The sequence below is a fragment of the Streptomyces sp. NP160 genome (assembly GCF_006335115.1).
Taxonomy (GTDB): Bacteria; Actinomycetota; Actinomycetes; order Actinomycetales; family Quadrisphaeraceae; genus Quadrisphaera.
Genome location: NZ_VDMJ01000043.1, coordinates 17,684 through 34,020 on the forward strand (window position 1 = coordinate 17,684; position 16,337 = coordinate 34,020).

The 16,337-nt window shown below is 76.5% G+C and carries 12 protein-coding genes; 6 read left to right on the top strand and 6 right to left on the bottom strand.

Features of this window, described 5'->3' with window-relative positions:
* Positions 1-18 precede the first annotated feature (18 nt).
* From FHN55_RS19060 to FHN55_RS19085, 6 genes are all read right to left on the bottom strand, one after another.
* A complete protein-coding gene (locus FHN55_RS19060; RefSeq protein WP_139713987.1) occupies positions 19-1,683 on the bottom strand; it encodes a glycoside hydrolase family 13 protein in 1,665 nt (554 codons plus the stop codon).
* Complete coding sequence (locus FHN55_RS19065; RefSeq protein ID WP_139713988.1) at positions 1,680-2,795, bottom strand: CDP-glycerol glycerophosphotransferase family protein; 1,116 nt, start codon at positions 2,793-2,795, stop codon at positions 1,680-1,682. The genes FHN55_RS19060 and FHN55_RS19065 overlap by 4 nt, the downstream gene beginning before the upstream one ends.
* A gap of 119 nt (positions 2,796-2,914) precedes the next feature.
* Positions 2,915-4,381, bottom strand: coding sequence for a metallopeptidase TldD-related protein (locus FHN55_RS19070; protein ID WP_139713989.1), 1,467 nt, complete (start codon positions 4,379-4,381; stop codon positions 2,915-2,917).
* The gene (locus FHN55_RS19075; RefSeq protein WP_139713990.1) at positions 4,378-5,943 is read right to left on the bottom strand and encodes a TldD/PmbA family protein; all 1,566 of its coding nucleotides are present in this window, start codon (positions 5,941-5,943) and stop codon (positions 4,378-4,380) included. Before FHN55_RS19075 ends, FHN55_RS19070 begins: the two co-directional genes overlap by 4 nt.
* Before the next feature lie 93 nt (positions 5,944-6,036).
* Complete coding sequence (locus FHN55_RS19080; protein WP_139713991.1) at positions 6,037-6,744, bottom strand: NAD(P)-binding oxidoreductase; 708 nt, start codon at positions 6,742-6,744, stop codon at positions 6,037-6,039.
* A 70-nt stretch (positions 6,745-6,814) separates the two neighbouring features.
* Positions 6,815-8,905 (bottom strand): penicillin-binding transpeptidase domain-containing protein, encoded by a 2,091-nt coding sequence (locus FHN55_RS19085; RefSeq protein WP_139713992.1) that lies wholly within the window; start codon positions 8,903-8,905, stop codon positions 6,815-6,817.
* A 90-nt stretch (positions 8,906-8,995) separates the two neighbouring features.
* Here FHN55_RS19085 and FHN55_RS19090 point away from each other — a divergent pair, with 90 nt between their 5' ends.
* The 6 genes from FHN55_RS19090 (at position 8,996) to FHN55_RS19115 (ending at position 16,297) form a co-directional block, all read left to right on the top strand.
* The gene (locus tag FHN55_RS19090; RefSeq protein WP_139713993.1) at positions 8,996-9,460 is read left to right on the top strand and encodes an SRPBCC family protein; all 465 of its coding nucleotides are present in this window, start codon (positions 8,996-8,998) and stop codon (positions 9,458-9,460) included.
* A gap of 87 nt (positions 9,461-9,547) precedes the next feature.
* Positions 9,548-10,378, top strand: a complete 831-nt coding sequence (locus FHN55_RS19095; protein ID WP_257571132.1) for an exodeoxyribonuclease III — start codon at positions 9,548-9,550, stop codon at positions 10,376-10,378.
* A 99-nt stretch (positions 10,379-10,477) separates the two neighbouring features.
* Positions 10,478-10,903 (top strand): ATP-binding protein, encoded by a 426-nt coding sequence (locus tag FHN55_RS19100; protein ID WP_139713995.1) that lies wholly within the window; start codon positions 10,478-10,480, stop codon positions 10,901-10,903.
* Positions 10,904-10,978: 75 nt separating this feature from the next.
* Positions 10,979-12,841 carry an N-acetylglutaminylglutamine amidotransferase gene (locus tag FHN55_RS19105; protein ID WP_139713996.1) on the top strand — a complete coding sequence of 621 codons (1,863 nt, stop codon included), beginning with the start codon at positions 10,979-10,981 and terminating at the stop codon, positions 12,839-12,841.
* A complete protein-coding gene (gene ngg / locus FHN55_RS19110; protein WP_139713997.1) occupies positions 12,841-14,607 on the top strand; it encodes an N-acetylglutaminylglutamine synthetase in 1,767 nt (588 codons plus the stop codon). Before FHN55_RS19105 ends, ngg begins: the two co-directional genes overlap by 1 nt.
* Positions 14,608-14,698: 91 nt before the next feature.
* On the top strand, positions 14,699-16,297 hold the full coding sequence (locus FHN55_RS19115) for a methyl-accepting chemotaxis protein (protein ID WP_139713998.1): 1,599 nt from the start codon (positions 14,699-14,701) through the stop codon (positions 16,295-16,297).
* Positions 16,298-16,337: the final 40 nt, after the last annotated feature.

Genomic DNA, 16,337 nt, shown 5'->3' on the forward strand with positions numbered 1-16,337 from the left:
GGTGGCGGACGCCCATGATCACGAGGGGGTGGGGCGCCACCAGGCGGTGGTGTCGGGGGGCAGGACGACGACGTCGTCGTCCCCGTCGGCTGCGGGCTCTGCGCCGACGCCGGGGCGCGACGCCAGCAGCACGCGCGCCCCCGCCGGCAGGGCGACCGCCTCGTCGAAGGCCACCCAGCAGTGCAGCTCACCGCGGTGGAACGCGAGCACGCCGGCCGGCGCGTCGTCGTCCCAGGCCAGCGGCCCCGCCCCGACCCAGTGCGACCTGCGCAGGGCCAGCGACGCCCGGTACAGCGACAGCACCGACGCGGGGTCGCCGTCCTGGACGGCGGCTGCCAGCGCCCCCCACCCGTCCGGCTGGGGGAGCCAGGTCCCCTCCACCGGCTCGGAGCCCGTCCACGGCAGCGGCACGCGGGAGCCGTCGCGGCCGGGGTCGGTGCCGCCGGAGCGGTGGAAGATCGGGTCGACGCGAGCGCCGGCGGGCAGGTCCTCCACCTCCGGCAGCCCGAGCTCCTCGCCCAGGTACAGGTAGAGCACCCCGGGCAGCGCCGCGACCAGCAGGTGCGCGGCCCGCGCGCGCCACCGACCCAGGTCCAGGTCGGGCGCGGAGCGCGGCCAGCGCGCCCGCTCCCACTCGTTGCCCCCCTTCTCCTCCGGCTGCTCGCGGGCGTAGCGGGTGACCTGCCGCACGACGTCGTGGTTGGTGAGCACCCACGAGCTGGGCGCGCCCGAGGTGGCCGAGAACGCCAGCTCGCGCTCGACCACGCGGCGCCACGGGCCCTCGCGCCAGGCCACGTGGAGCGGCTCGAACGCGAAGGCGGAGTGCAGCTCGTCGGGGCGCACGTACAGCGGCAGCCGCTCGCGCCGGGCCACCCACGCCTCGGCGACGAAGACCCGCGGCGGGTCGTAGGAGTCCGCGAGCGCCCGCCAGGCGCGGTAGACGTCGTGCACCTCCTCCTGGTCCCAGCCGGGGTGGGCCTCGGTGCGCCGGTCGGCGCCCTCGGCGTCCGGCAGGCCGGGCGCCTTGGCCAGGCCGTGCGCGACGTCGACCCGGAACCCGTCCACGCCCCGGTCGAACCAGAAGCGCAGCACATCGAGCAGCTCCGCGTGCACCTGCGGGTTCGACCAGTCGAGGTCGGGCTGCTCGGGCGCGAACAGGTGCAGGTACCAGTCGCCGGGCTCGCCGGTGGTGGGGTCGGCCGAGCGGGTCCACGCCGGGCCGCGGAAGGAGGAGTCCCAGTCGTTCGGGGGCTCGGAGCCGCCCTCCCCGCGCCCCGGGCGGAACAGGTACCGCGCCCGCGCCGCCTCGTCACCGGCCAGCGCCGCCCGGAACCACGGGTGGGCGTCGGAGGTGTGGTTGGGGACGACGTCGAGCAGCACGCGCATCCCCAGCGCGTGCGCGTCGTCGACGAACGCCTGCGCCTCCTCCAGCGTCCCGTAGGCGGGGTCGACGTCGCGGTAGTCGGCGACGTCGTACCCGGCGTCGACCATCGGCGAGGGGTACCAGGGGTTCACCCACACCGCGTCGACCCCGAGCGCCGCCAGGTGAGGCAGGCGCGCCCGGAGCCCCGCGAGGTCGCCGACCCCGTCGCCGTCCCCGTCGGCGAAGCTGCGCAGCAGCACCTGGTACACGACCGCGGTGCGCCACCACGCGTCCGCGCCGCCGGCCGTCCGCCCCGTCACGCGGCGGGACCGAAGAAGGCGTCGAGCACCCGGTCGGTGGCGCGCCCGTCCTCCAGGGAGCACCAGCGCTCGCGGAACGCCGCGTACTGCCCCTCGAACGCCGAGGCCACGCCCGGCAGGTCGCCGAGGGCCTCCGCCAGCTCGTGCGGCTGCGTCAGCAGCGGACCGGGACCCTCGCTGCGCAGGTCGAAGGTGAACCCGCGCAGCACGTCGCGGTACTTCTCGAGGTCGTAGGCGTAGAGCACCACCGGGCGACCGGTGACCGCGAAGTCGAACATCGACGAGGAGTAGTCGGTGACCAGCGCGTCGGCCGCCAGGTACAGCTCGGCGACGTCGGGGTGGTTCGAGGCGTCGACCACGCGGGGGTCGCGCGAGAGGGTGAGCCGGTCGGCCACGTAGTAGTGCAGCCGCAGCACCAGCACGACGTCGTCGCCGAGGGCGTCGAGCAGCTCGGGAACGTCGAACCCGAGCGGCAGGTCACCGGAGCCGTTCGCCTCGTCGTCGCGGTAGGTCGGCGCCAGCAGCACCGCCGTCGCACCCTCCGGGATGCCGAGCCGGGCGCGCACGGCCTCGCGGCGGACGCCCGCGTCCGCGGCGGAGAGCACGTCGTTGCGGGGGTAGCCGGTCTCGAGCACCTCGCCCCCGTAGGCGAACGCCTCGCGCAGCAGCCGCGTCGCCTCCGGGCTGGGGGTGACCAGGGCGTCCCAGCGGGCGATGTCGGTGTCGAGCTCCGCGAGGACCTCCTCCGGAGGCAGCCAGGCGGCGCTGCGGTGGATGCGCTTGAGCGGAGTGCCGTGCCAGGTCTGCAGGAACCGGGGCTCCCCGCCCGGGCGGCCCGCCGGCCACGGGTCGAGCGTCACGTGGCAGTTGGCGACGACGACGTCGGCGCCGGCGAGGGCCCGGGCGCACGCCGCGCTGCGGACCGGCACGGTCCGCACGCCCTCGGGGAAGGCGGAGGCGTGCCGGGGGTCGGCCATCCAGACGTGCTGCCACCCGGCGCCCTCGTCGAGGCCGCGGGCGAGCAGGCCCTCGTGGAGGGCGCGAGGGTTGTCGGCGTAGCGGCCGTTGAAGGCGTTCCACACGACGGTGCGAGGGGCGGGGGCTGGTGGCACCCCGCGATGCTGCCCTGGGGCACCCGCCTCCGCCTCGCCAACCCCCTCGTCCCGCCGTGATCATGGACGTCCGCCACCCTGGTGAGGCTCCCCGGGGTGGCGGACGCCCATGATCACGGTCAGGTGGCGGCGCCCCCGGTGACGTTCCAGCCCGCCAGGCGCAGCGAGGGGACGACGACGCGCGCCGTCCCCGCCGCCCCGAACGTCAGGGCGCGCGGCAGGGCCTCGGCGTCGGACCCGACCAGGACTGCGCCGGGGGCCAGCGCCTCGAGGTAGGACTGCGTGAACCGCAGCACCCCGACCGGCCCGACCACCTCGCCGTCGCGCACGAGGAAGGTGCCGTTGCGCGTCAGCCCGGTCCACACGGACCGCTTGGCCTCCGCCAGCCGGGTGTACCAGAGGTCGCACACGAGCAGCCCGTGCTCGAGCCCCGCGACGAGGTCGTCGACCGAGCCGCTGCCGCCGGGGGAGAGCACCGGCGCCTGCGCGACGGGCCCCCAGGTGTCGCTGGCGTCGTGGGCGCCCGCGGTGGCCGGCAGCTGCGGGTGGCTGCCGCGCAGGGCCGCGGCTGTGCGGCGGTCGGTGGTCACCGCGCGCGGCACGCCGTCGCGCACGAGCTCGGTGCGCCGCGCGGGCGTGCCCTCGACGTCGAACGGCAGCGCCGTGGACCCCGGGGCGAGCGGGTCGTCGAGGAGCGTGAGCGCCGGGTCGAGCTGCTGCTCGCCGAGCCGGACCCCGCTGGTGCCCTCCACGAGCCCGCGACCGCTGAACGTCGAGCCCAGCAGCCCCGCGACGACGTCGAGCACCGCTGACGGCTCCAGCACCACCGGCAGCTCGCCGCGGCGCAGGGGCTGCGCCGGAGCGGCCTGCGCCAGCGCGCGCCGGGCCGCGCGGGCGCCCAGCGCGGCCGGGTCGAGGTCGGCGAGGGCCCGGGCGGCGGCCCGGCCGACGCCGTCAGCGCGGAACGAGGGGTCTCCTGACGGCCCGGCCGCCGCGTCCCCGGCTGCGGCGGGCAGGGCGCGCGCGATGCCGTCCACCACGGCCCCCGTGGACGTGGCGCTGGCGTGCAGCCCGGCGGTGTCGGCGATCGCGCTGGTCAGCACCGTGGTCTGCGCGTAGCCCGCGGTCTCGAGGCCGCCGGCGGCCTCGACGAAGGCGGCCACGAGCGCGGCTCGCTCGGCCGGACCCGCGGCGGCGGTGGCGTCGTCAGGGCCCGCCCCCGCCGGCGCGGACCCCGGCCCGGACAGCCCCGGCCAGGCCGCGTCGCGCGGGCTCAGCCGGGCCGCGGCGAGCGCAGCGGTGACCAGCTCGGCGAGCGCCATCGTCGTCGTCCTCGTGGTCGAGACCGACGCGCTGCGGCCGCCGTCGAGGGCCACGCGCAGGTGCACGGTGGTCCGCTCGTCCTCGGTGTTCTGGTGGATCCCGGAGCCGGCGAAGCGCGTCAGCGCCAGGCGGTGCAGGTCGGCGCGGGTGGTCGCCTCGACACCGCTCCCGCCCTGGCGGCGGACCTCGTCGAGCACCCGCTCGGTGACCGCGTCGAGGCCGTCGAGGCCGTCGGGGCCGCGGTGCTGCTGCTCGGCGCTCATCCGCGCACCCCCACCCGCACGCCGGTGAAGCGGGCGGGCGCCGCCCCGTGGCCGGTGTGCCCGACCTGGCCCGGCTGCCCCTTGCCGCAGTTGGGCGTGCCCCACGCCCGCCACTCCCCGGGCTCGCGGCCCGCCAGCATGTCCAGGCTGTTCCAGAACACCGGGCCGGTGCCCGTGTACGAGGGGTTGCGGAGCATGCGGCCGCGCTTCCCGCCCTCCACCTCCCAGGCGATCTCGCAGCCGAACTGGAAGTCGAGGCGCTTGTCGTCGATCGACCAGGACCTGTTGTGCTCCATCAGCACCCCGTGGTCGGTGGAGGCGACGACCTCCTCCAGCGAGTGCGGCCCGGGCTCCAGGCCGACGTTCGTCATGCGGACCATCGGGAGGCGCCCGTAGCCGTCGGCGCGCACCGACCCGGCGTGGTCGTAGCCGGCCAGGGCGGCGGAGTCGCGCCCGGCCAGCACGCCCGTCCAGATCCCGTTCCGCACCGCGTCGCGCGGGGCGGCGGGCGTGCCCTCGTCGTCGTACCCGAAGGAGCCCAGGGCGCCGGGGATGGTCGGGTCGATGGTGATGTTCATGAGCTCGGAGCCGAAGCGCAGGTCGCCGAGGCGGGACAGGTCCAGCCAGGAGGTGCCGGCGTAGGCGGCCTCCCAGCCGAGGATGCGGTCCAGCTCGATGGCGTGGCCCACCGACTCGTGGATCTGCAGGCTCATCTGCTCCCCGCCGAGCACGAGCGTGGTCTCCTCGCTCGGGCAGAGCGGCGCGGTGAGCAGGGCGGCGGCCTCCTCGGCGATCCGGTCGGCGTGGGCGGGCAGGTCGAGCTCGTCCACCAGCTCCCAGCCGCGGGTGCCGTACTGGCCGCGGAAGGCGGGGTAGGAGCGGCGCTGCACCTCGTGCTCGCCCAGGGCCAGGCAGTGCATGCCGGCGCCGGTCTCGCGCACGTGCTGCCCCACGCGGGCGCCCTCGCTGGAGACGTAGGCGGTCCGGGTGTCCCACGCCGCTGACAGGGCCTCGGTGACGCCGATGACCGCGCCCCCCGCGGCGCGCATCGCCTGCGTGACGCCCACGAGGAGGTCGGCCTTCTCGGACAGCGGGACGTCGAACGGGTCGCGCGCGCAGCCGCTGGCCCAGCCGCCGCGCTGCGGCGGGACGGGGAGCAGCTCGACGGGCCCGCGGTGCTGGGGGCTGCGGACCGCCGCGCTGGCGCGCGCCACGGCGACGGCCCGCTCACCGGTGGCGCGGGCGTCGCGCTCGCCGGTCGGGTCGGCCAGGGCCGCGAAGCCCCAGCCGTCACCGACCAGCGCGCGCACGCCGAGGCCGGCCTCGGTCGTCTGCGACAGGTGGCGCAGGTCGCCGTCGCGGGCGGTGAGCGCCTCGTGGCGCCGGTCCACCACGCGGGCGTCGGCGAAGCGGGCGCCCGCGGCGAGCGCCGCTTCGACGGCTGCCGTGGCGAGGTCGAAGGCCGCCGACGGGACGGCGTCGGGCGGGGCGGTGGTGGCGGTGGGGGGCGGCGTGGCCGTCGCCGGGCCGGTGGCACGGGTGGGCCTGGCTGTGCTGAGCATCGCCGTCCACCCTGCCCCCGCTGCCCGGACGCGGCACCCCCACCCCGGCCGGCGTGGTCGGGGTCAGACGGGGTCAGACGGGGTCAGACGGGGTCAGGCGGCGGGAGCCGGCGTCAGGGAACGGGCGACGGCGGCGTCGACGGGCTCCTCACCGCTCATGAGCTCCAGCACCGGGTCCTCCTCGGGGGGCAGCAGCGCCGGTGCGCGCAGCAGCGCCGCGACCACGGCGGCGACGTCGTCGCGGGAGACCTGCCCCCGGGGGAGGGAGCGCTCCAGCGAGACCGTCCCGGTGCCCGGCTCGTCCGTGAGGCCACCGGGACGCAGCACCACCAGCTCGAAGGCGCCGGCCGTCGCCCGCGAGAGCAGCTCCGCCTCGGCGGCGAGCTTGGCCCGCAGATAGGCCACGAACACCGGGTCCACGCCGTCGGGGGTGGCGCCGTCGCGCACGGCGTCCACCCCGTAGGAGCTGACCAGCACGTACCGCTGCACCCCCGCCGCCTGCGCGGCGTCGGCCAGGAGCAGCGCCGCCGCCCGGTCCACGGTGTCCTTGCGCGCCTGCCCGCTGCCCGCACCGGCGCCCGCGGCGAACACCACCGCGTCCGCGCCCGACACGGCAGCGGCCACCTCCTCCACGCCGGCGGACTCCAGGTCCACCACGGCGGCGCGGGCGCCGTCGGCCTCGACGTCGGCGACGTGGTCGGGGTTCCTCACGATCCCCACCACCTCGTCACCGCCCGCGGCCAGCAGGCGGACGAGGCGGCGGGCGACCTGCCCGTGGGCTCCAGCGACAGCGACGAACACGCGCTCCACCCTGCCCCCGCGCCAGCGGCCCCGCCTCTCGGGCGCCGGCGGCTCCCGCCACTGCGGGAGGTCAGGCGAGGGCGCGCAGGAAGGCCTCCGCCACGGGCACCGCGGTCGTCCCGCCGCTGGTGCCGTTCTCCACGAGCACCGCGAAGGCCAGGTCGCCCTGGAAGCCGATCACCCAGGCGTGCGTGGCCGGCGGGGTGTCCGAGCCGTACTCCGCCGTGCCGGTCTTGGCGTGGACGGGGGCTCCGGGCACGTCGGCCAGCGCGCTGGCCGTGCCCGACGTCGCCACCTGCCGCATGAGGTCGCTGACGACGGCGAGGCGCGCCGCGTCCGGCTGCGGCTGCGCCGCTGCTCCGCCGTCCCCGGACTCCCCGGACCCACCGGTCTCACCGGACTCCCCGGAGGGGGCCGGGGCGGGGTCCAGCACGAGGCGCGGGGCGGTCCAGCCGCCGCGGGCGATGGTCGAGGCCGCCACGGCCATGGACAGCGGGCTGGCGAGGACGGTCCCCTGGCCGATGGAGGCAGCCGCGCGGGCGACCGGGTCGTCGTCGGCGGGGACGTCACCGGTGAAGGCGTCGACGCCGAGCCCGCTGTCCCAGCCCCCGCCGATCCCCACCGCGGCGGCCGCGTCGGGCAGGTCCTGCGGGCCGAGCCGGTCCGACAGCCCCACGAACGCCGTGTTGCACGACTGCGCGAAGTCGACGGCGAACGGCACCTCGCCCAGCGCCCCGCCCTCGAAGTTGCGGAAGCTGCGGCCGTCCACGGTCGTCGTCGCCGGGCAGGGGACCGTCTGGTCGGGCGTCAGGCCGCCAGCCAGCAGGGCCGTGGTGGTGATCGCCTTGAAGGTGGAGCCGGGCGGGTAGCGCCCGTCGAGCGCCCGGTCGGCGCCCGTCGCCGGGGTGTTGGCCACGGCGAGCACGTCACCGCTGGGGACGTCGACGGCCACGAGGGCCGCCGCCGGCTGCGCGTCCTTGCTCCTCGCGGTGGCCAGCGCCCCGTCAGCGGCCTGCTGCACCCGGGCGTCGAGGGAGAGCTGCACCGGCTGACCGGCCACCGCCTCGGTGGTGAACAGCTCCCGCGGCTGCGCCTGCTCGCCCTGCTCGCCCTGCTCGCCCTGCTGGTCGTCGCGGGCCACCGCCTGGACGGTGGTGCCGGCGGTGCCCGCGAGGCGCTCGTCGTACGTGCGCTGCAGGCCCGACACGCCCGTGGTGTCCCCGTCGGCGATGCGCCCGCCGCTGGCGTCCACCAGCTCCCGCGTGGCCGGCCCGACCCGGCCGAGCAGGGCCCTGGCGAAGGCGGGCGTGGGCGCCAGCGGCAGCGACGACTCCCGGAACACCGTCCCCGGCAGCGGCCTGAGCTGCGCGCTCACGGCGTCGTAGTCGGCCCGCCGCAGCGTGATGACCTGCACGAAGGCGTCCGGTGACGCGCTGGTGACGCGCTGGGCCAGGTCGGCGCCGTCCACGTCCAGCAGCGCGGCCAGCTGTGCGGCCAGACCCTCGGGGTCGGTGGTGCGGCTCGGCTGCACGCCGACGTCGACGACGGGGGAGTCGGCGACGATGGCGGAGCCGTCGCGGCCCAGCACCTGCCCGCGCTGCGCGGGGGTGCGCTGCACCGCGAGCCGCTCGGTGGCCGCCAGGCTCGGCTCCACCGCGGCGGGGGAGGTGTCGGCGCCCCACGCGCCGTCGCCGTCGGCGCCGGCGACGGGCAGCAGCGGCACCGAGGTCGGGTACGTCCACCCCTCGCCCACCGGCCAGGTGACCTGCAGCGCGGCGGTCGCGCGGTCGCCGTCGCGGGTGACCCCGGTCACGGCGACCTGCGGGCGCAGTCCGTCCATGCCCTCCACCGTGGTGGCCAGCTCCGCCGCCGCGCCGCCGTCGGGGGCTCCCGAGGCGTCCACGAGCCGCGCCCCGGACAGGTCCCCGGAGGCCAGCCCGGCGGCCAGGGAGTCGGCGGCGGCCCGGGCGGCGGCGTCCCGGTCGCGCTCGCGCTGCTGCCAGACCACCGCGGTGGCGGTGCCACCGGCCACCAGGGCCGCGGCCACGCCGGCGGCCACCAGCGCGGCGGTCCGGCGCGGGCGCCGCGGGCGGCCCGCGCCGTCGGCGGAGGGTCCCCGGGACCGGCGCGGGGCGGGGGCGGCGGCTCGTCGACCGGGCACCCGGGCAGTCAACCGGACCGGCTCGCCCGTCCGGTGCGGAACGCCAGGACGCGCACGTGTGCGCCGCCGCGGAGGGGGTACGGAAGATCCATGACCACCGTGACGAAGAGCATCGACGTCGACGTCCCCGTGCGCCGCGCCTACGACCAGTGGACGCAGTTCGAGTCCTTCCCCGCCTTCATGGGCGGCGTCGAGTCGATCCGCCAGGTCGACGACACCCACACCCACTGGACCACCAAGGTCGGCGGCGTCGAGCGCGAGTTCGACACCGTCATCACCGAGCAGCACCCCGACGAGCGCGTCGCCTGGAAGTCCACCGACGGCCCCACGCACGCCGGCGTCGTGACCTTCCACCGCCTCGGGGACTCCCAGACGCGCGTGACCGTGCAGATGGACTGGGAGCCGGAGGGCCTCGTGGAGAAGCTCGGCTCCGCCTTCAACGTGGACGACCACCAGGTCCAGGCCGACCTCAAGAAGTTCAAGGCCTTCATCGAGGAGCAGGGAGCGCCGACCGGCGCCTGGCGCGGCGACGTGCCCGCCGGCAACGAGAGCTGAGACCCGCCCGCACCCGCGAGGAGGGCCGGTCCCCGACGGGGGACCGGCCCTCCTCGGCGTGATCACGGGGTGGGGCAGGATCGGCGGGTGCCCCTCAGCCTCGCCACCGTGAACGTCAACGGCATCAGGGCGGCGGTCCGCCGCGGCATGCCCGCCTGGCTGGAGCAGCGCCGCCCCGACGTGCTGGCCCTGCAGGAGGTCCGCGCCGACGACGCCACCCTGGTCGGTCTCCTCGAGGAGTCCCTCGGCGGCGGCTGGCACCTGGCCCACCTCGAGCCCACCGACGCCGGCAGCAAGGGCCGCGCCGGCGTCGCCGTCGCCACCCGGCTGCCCGTCGGCGCCGCGCGCACCACCGTCGACGAGCGCTTCGACGGCACCGGGCGCTGGGTGGAGCTGGACGTCGAGACCCCCGCCAGCCCCAGCGGCGTCCTCACCGTCGTGTCCGTCTACGTGCACTCCGGTGAGGCGGGCACCCCCAAGCAGGACGACAAGATGGCCTTCCTCGACGTGGTCAGCGCCCGCATGACCGCGCTCGCCGCCGCCGCCGCCTCCGGCGGTCCCCAGGCCGTGGTCTGCGGCGACCTCAACATCGCCCACACCGCCCTCGACATCCGCAACGCCAAGGGCAACCGCGGCAAGGCCGGCTTCCTCCCCGAGGAGCAGGCGCACCTCGACGGCTGGGCCGCCCAGGGGTGGGTGGACGTCGCCCGCCACCTGGCCGGGCCGGTCGACGGCCCCTACTCGTGGTGGAGCTGGCGCGGGCAGGCCTTCGACAAGGACACCGGGTGGCGCATCGACGCCCAGTGGGCCACCCCCGGCCTCGCCGAGCGCGCCAGCACCTGCGAGGTGGACCGGGCCGCCACCTACGCCGAGCGGTTCAGCGACCACGCCCCCGTCGTCGCGGTGTACTCCGGGTGAGGGACGGCGGCGCCCGCGCGGGCTCCGCGTCCGCGCCTGACCAGGCCGACCTCAGCGGTCACCGGGCGTGGCGGCCCCGTCGGGGCTACCGTCGGGCACATGCCTGAGCAGGCAGCGCGGGGCGGACTGGCGCCGGTCACCCTGCTGGCCGGTGGAGCGCCGGTCGCCGAGCTGACCATGGCGCGCGTGCCGGCGTCCGTCGGGCACGTGCGGCTGCTCGTCGACGACGCCCTGTCCGACCACGGAGTCACCGACCGCTCCCTCATCGACGCCGCGGTGCTGCTCGCGTCCGAGCTGGCCACCGACGGCGTGCGCCACGGAGCGGGGGAGGACCTCCACGTGGAGCTCTCCCTCGGGCCGCGCCGCGTGCAGCTCACCGTCACCACGGCCGCCGACCGCCGCCCCGGTGATCCCGTGCCCGCCATCGCCGGTCACAGCCAGCAGCTGCTGGACATGCTCACCAGCGCCTGGGACGTGCGCTGCGGCGCAGGTCAGCGCGTCGCCTGGTACCGGCTCGACCGCTGACGCGCCTCCTCGCCACCTCGCGGATCCGGCCTGACCGGCTGGCGCTCGCGGCCCGGGAGCGGTTGGGTTCACCGGGTGTGCGGACTCTCCGGTGAGCTCAGGTTCGACGGCGCCGCGGCTGACGCGGGCGCCGTGCGCTGCATGTCGGAGGTGCTCGCGCCCCGCGGACCTGACGGCGAGGGGGAGTGGGCCCGCGGCCCGGTGGCCTTCGCGCACCGGAGGCTGGCCATCATCGACCTGTCCGAGGCCGGGGCCCAGCCGATGCTCGACGGCGAAGGGGCCGACGAGCTCGTCGCCGTCTTCAACGGCTGCATCTACAACTACCCGCAGCTGCGCGAGGAGCTCGCGGCGAAGGGCCACCGCTTCCGGTCCACCTCCGACACCGAGGTGATCCTCAAGGCCTACCGGCAGTGGCGCGACGACTTCGTCGACCACCTGGTGGGCATGTTCGCCGTCGTCCTCCACGAGCCCGCCACCGGGCGCGTGGTCATGGCCCGCGACCGGCTGGGGATCAAGCCCCTCTACCTCGCCGAGAGCCGCGGCGCCGTGCGCTTCGCCTCCAGCCTGCCCGCGCTCGTGGCCGCGGGCCGGCGCGACGGCACCCTCGACACCTCCATCGACCCGGTGGCGCTGCACCACTACCTCACCTGGCACGCCGTGGTGCCCGCCCCGCGCACCGTGCTGCGCGGCGTCCGCAAGCTCCCGCCGGCCACGGTGCGCGTCTACGAGCCCGGCTGCGGCCCCGACGGGTTCCGCGACCGCGTCTACTGGCAGCCCACCTACGAGCGCGACCCCGCCAAGGCCGGCTGGTCCGCCCGCGACTGGGAGGACGCCGTCGAGGAGGCCCTGCGCACCGCCGTCCGGCGCCGCCTCGTGGCGGACGTCCCGGTGGGCGTGCTCCTGTCCGGCGGGCTCGACTCCAGCCTCATCGTCGGGCTGCTCGCCGAGGAGGGACAGACCGGCCTGGCCACCTTCTCCATCGGGTTCGACGCCGCCGGCGGCCGCGAGGGCGACGAGTTCCAGTACTCCGACATCATCGCCGCGCGGTACGGCACCGACCACCACAAGATCGCCGTGGACAGCCCTTCGCTCGTCGACGCCCTCGGCCACACCGTGGGCGCGATGAGCGAGCCGATGGTCAGCCACGACGTCGTCGCCTTCGACCTGCTGTGCCAGCAGGTGGCGAAGGAGATCCGCGTGGTGCAGTCCGGGCAGGGGGCCGACGAGGTCTTCGCCGGCTACCACTGGTACCCGCCGATGGCGCAGGTCCCGGGCAGGCCGGGCGGCGGGTTCGACGTCGACGCCGCCACGGACGCCTACGCCCGCGCCTTCTTCGACAGGGGCCCCGAGGGTCCCGGCGGCATGGCGTGGCTCGTCAGCGACGGCGCGCTGCAGGGGATGCTCGCCGAGGGCGGCCCGGACGCGTCCCGGGCCTTCCTGGCGGCCCACCTCGGCCGTCCCGGGGCGGCCACCGCCGTCGACGCCGCGCTGCGGCTCGACACCGAGGTCATGCTCGTGGACGACCCGGTCAAGCGGGTGGACAACACGTCCATGGCGTGGGGCCTGGAGGCCCGGGTGCCCTTCCTCGACCAGGACCTCGTCACCCTGGCCGCCCAGGTCCCGCCGGAGCTGAAGCTGGCCGACGGCGGCAAGGGGGTCCTCAAGGCCATCGGCCGCCGGACCATCCCCACCGAGGTCATCGACAGGCCGAAGGGGTACTTCCCGGTGCCGGCGCTGACCCACCTCGAGGGGGGCGTGCTCGACCTCGTCCGCGACGCCCTCGCCTCCGACGCCGCCCGCGACCGCGGGCTCTTCCGCCCGGAGGCCCTCGCGGAGCTGCTGGACGCCCCCAACGCTGAGCTGACGCCGCTGAAGGGCAACCGCCTGTGGCAGGTCGGGCTGCTGGAGCTCTGGCTGCAGACGCACGGGGTGCGCTGATGGCGGGCCCCTCGGCGGCACGACGGCACCGCCCCGTCGCCGGGCTGCGCGCCCGGCCCCGCGTCGGCCACCCGCGCCACGGGGTCGACCCCGACGTCGTCCTGGACATGGGCTGGGGCCGGCTGGTGTTCGGCAGCACCTTCTCCGAGCCCGGCGGCGTGCTCGACGCCCTGCGCGACGAGGCCAGCGGCAAGCGCGACATCGCCTGCTACGTGCCCGACCCCCAGGTGCTGGTGGGGACCTCCCCGCACGAGCTCTTCGTGGACCCCTCGTACACCTACCGGCTGGACCTGCACACCTACCGCCAGCGCCGCGACGCCGTCCGCGACGTCGAGGTGCGCACCGTGCAGGCCCGCGAGGAGCTGGAGCAGGTCAACCGCATCTACGCGACGGCGCGGATGGTCGAGGCCGACGTCGACACCATGTGGGCCAACCAGCGCACCCGCACCTTCACCCACCTCGTGGCCCTCGACCAGCGCCGCGCCGCGGGTGACGGCTCGGGCCCGCCCCGCGTGGTCGGCACCGTCACCGGCGTCGACCACGTGCTCGCCTTCGGGGACCCCGAGGGCGGCGCCAGCCTGTGGTGCCTCGCCGTCGACCCCGACGCGGCCCCACCGGGCACCGGTGAGGCGCTCGTGCGCCGGCTGGCGGAGCGCTACGCGGCGCGCGGGCGCGCCCACCTCGACCTGTCGGTGCTGCACAGCAACACCGGCGCCATCGCGCTGTACCGCAAGCTGGGCTTCTCGCCCACCCCGGCCGTGTGCGTCAAGCGCAAGAACCCGATCAACCAGGCGCTGTACTCACCGACGCCCGCCGGCCTGGACGGGGTCAACCCGTACGCCCGGATCGTGGCCGACGAGGCGCTGCGCCGCGGGCTGCGCGTGGAGGTCACCGACGCGCCCTCGGGAGAGCTGCGGATCTCCTCCGGCGCGCGCAGCGTGCTCACCCGCGAGTCGCTGTCGGAGCTCACCAGCGCCGTCGCCATGAGCCGCTGCGACGACAAGCGCGTCACCGCGCGGCTGCTGGCGGGGGCCGGGCTGGCCGTGCCGCGCGCCGCGGAGACCACCGGCACCGACGAGGACGACCTGCGCGCCGCCCGCGAGCTGCTGGCCGCGACCGGCGACGTGGTGGTCAAGCCGGCCCGGGGGGAGCAGGGCCGCGGCATCACCGTCGGCGTGACCGACGACGACGCGCTGGTCGCCGCCGTCCGCCGCGCGCTGGCCTTCTGCCCGGACGTGGTGGTGGAGGAGCGCGTCGCCGGGGAGGACCTGCGCGTCGTCGTCATCGACCACGAGGTGGTGGCCGCCGCGGTGCGCCGTCCGGCGCAGGTGGTCGGCACCGGCCGCGACTCGATCGCCGAGCTCGTGCGCCGCCACTCGCGGCGCCGCGCGCAGGCCACCGGCGGGGAGAGCACCATCCCGCTCGACGAGACCACCGAGGCGGTGGTCGCCGACGCCGGGTTCCGCATGGCCGACGTCCTCCCGCGCGGGGAGGTGCTGGTGGTGCGGCGGACCGCCAACCTCCACACCGGCGGCACCATCGACGACGTCACCGACCGGCTGCACCCGGTGGTGGCGGAGGCCGCTCGCCGCGCCAGCCGCGTGATCGGCATCCCCGTCACCGGGCTCGACTTCCTCGTGCCCGACGTCGAGGGGGACGAGTACGTGATCATCGAGGCCAACGAGCGGCCGGGGCTGGCCAACCACGAGCCGCAGCCGACCGCGGAGCGCTTCGTGGACCTGCTGTTCCCGGAGACGCGCCGCTAGCGGCACAGCTCCTCCGGCGCGGCCCTCAGGTTCGAAGATCCACAGACCGAGACCCCAGGCAACAGCCGACGAGAGGTCTCGGGAGAGCCCCATGAGGACGCGCCTGCACGACACCAGCATCACGACGAGGCTGGTGGCTGCCTTCAGCACCGTCATCGTCCTCTTCGTCGCCCTGGCGGCGCTCAGCGCCGTCGAGCTGGGGGACGCGCAGCGCCGCCTCACCGCGGTCAGCGAGGGCAACGTGAGGGCGCTGACGGCGGTCAGCGGCGTCTACGCCGACCAGCTGGCGCTCGCCCGCGACATGGAGGCGCTCGACGCGGCGGTGCTGCGCGAGCCGACCCACCCCGGCGGCACGTCCGTGGTGGCCGACCGGGTCGCCGCCAGCGAGGAGGCCCTCGCCGACCAGTGGGACGCCTACCTGGCCACCGGTCCGGCGGCCGACCGGGTCACCGTCGCCACCGTCGGGCACACCCTGGACGCCTGGACCGTCACCCGGCCCGCCGCTCTGGAGGCCGCAGCCGCCGGCGACGCCGCGCTGACCTCCTCGCGGATCGACTCGACGCGGGCGCTCGTGGACATGGTGGGCCAGTTCGTCCTGCAGCTGCAGGACGCCGAGCTCGACCAGGCCGCCGCCCAGCACGACGAGGGCGCCGGCGCCACCGCGCGGGCCCGCTGGGTGGTCGTCGCGGTCTCCGCGCTGGCCGTGGCCGCCGCCGTGGCGATGGTCGTGGTGCTCACCCGCAGCATCGGCCGGCCGCTGGCCCGCGTGCTCGAGGTGGTGCAGGGGCTCGCCCAGGGCCGGCTCGACCAGCGCACCGGGCTCAGCACCAAGGACGAGGTCGGCCGCCTGGGCGCCGCCACCGACGCCTCGGTGGACCAGCTGGCGGGGGTGGTGCGCGGCATCACCCAGCGCGCCGACGCGCTGACGGCGACGTCCGCGGAGCTCGCGGGCCTGGCCGGGCAGCTGTCCACCGGTGCCAGCGAGTCCGCCGCCCAGGCCCAGCTCGTGGCGGGGGCCTCCGGGCAGATCTCGGCGTCCATGTCCACCATCGCCGCCGCCGGTGAGCAGATGACGTCGGCGATCGGGGAGATCGCCTCCTCCACGTCGACCGCCTCCCGGACGGCCGCCGACGCGGTGGCCACCGCCCGGTCGGCGGGGGAGACGCTGCAGCGCCTGGGCACCTCGAGCCGTGAGATCGGGGAGGTGGTCAAGCTGATCACCTCCATCGCCGAGCAGACCAACCTGCTGGCCCTGAACGCGACCATCGAGGCCGCCCGTGCCGGTGAGCTGGGCAAGGGCTTCGCGGTGGTGGCCGGGGAGGTCAAGGAGCTGGCGCGCCAGACCGCGCAGGCGACCGACGAGATCGTCGGCAAGGTCAGCGCCACGCAGGCCGACGCCGCAGACGCCACCACGGCGATCGAGCAGATCAGCGAGGTCATCGGCCGCATCGACGCCCTGCAGATGGCGGTGGCCTCGGCAGTGGAGGAGCAGTCGGCGACGACGGCGGAGATGGTCCGCTCGGTCACCGAGGTCTCTTCCGGCACCCGGGAGATCAGCGACGGCATCAACGGCGTCGCCAGCGCCTCCGAGCGCACCACGAGCAGCGCGGCGGCGGCCCGGCAGACGGCCGACGCGCTGGCGGGGACCGCGAAGGAGCTGCACCGGGCGGTCAGCGCCTTCACGCTCTGACGGCACCCCGCTCTGCGGGGGACGACGGGGGGTCGGCGGG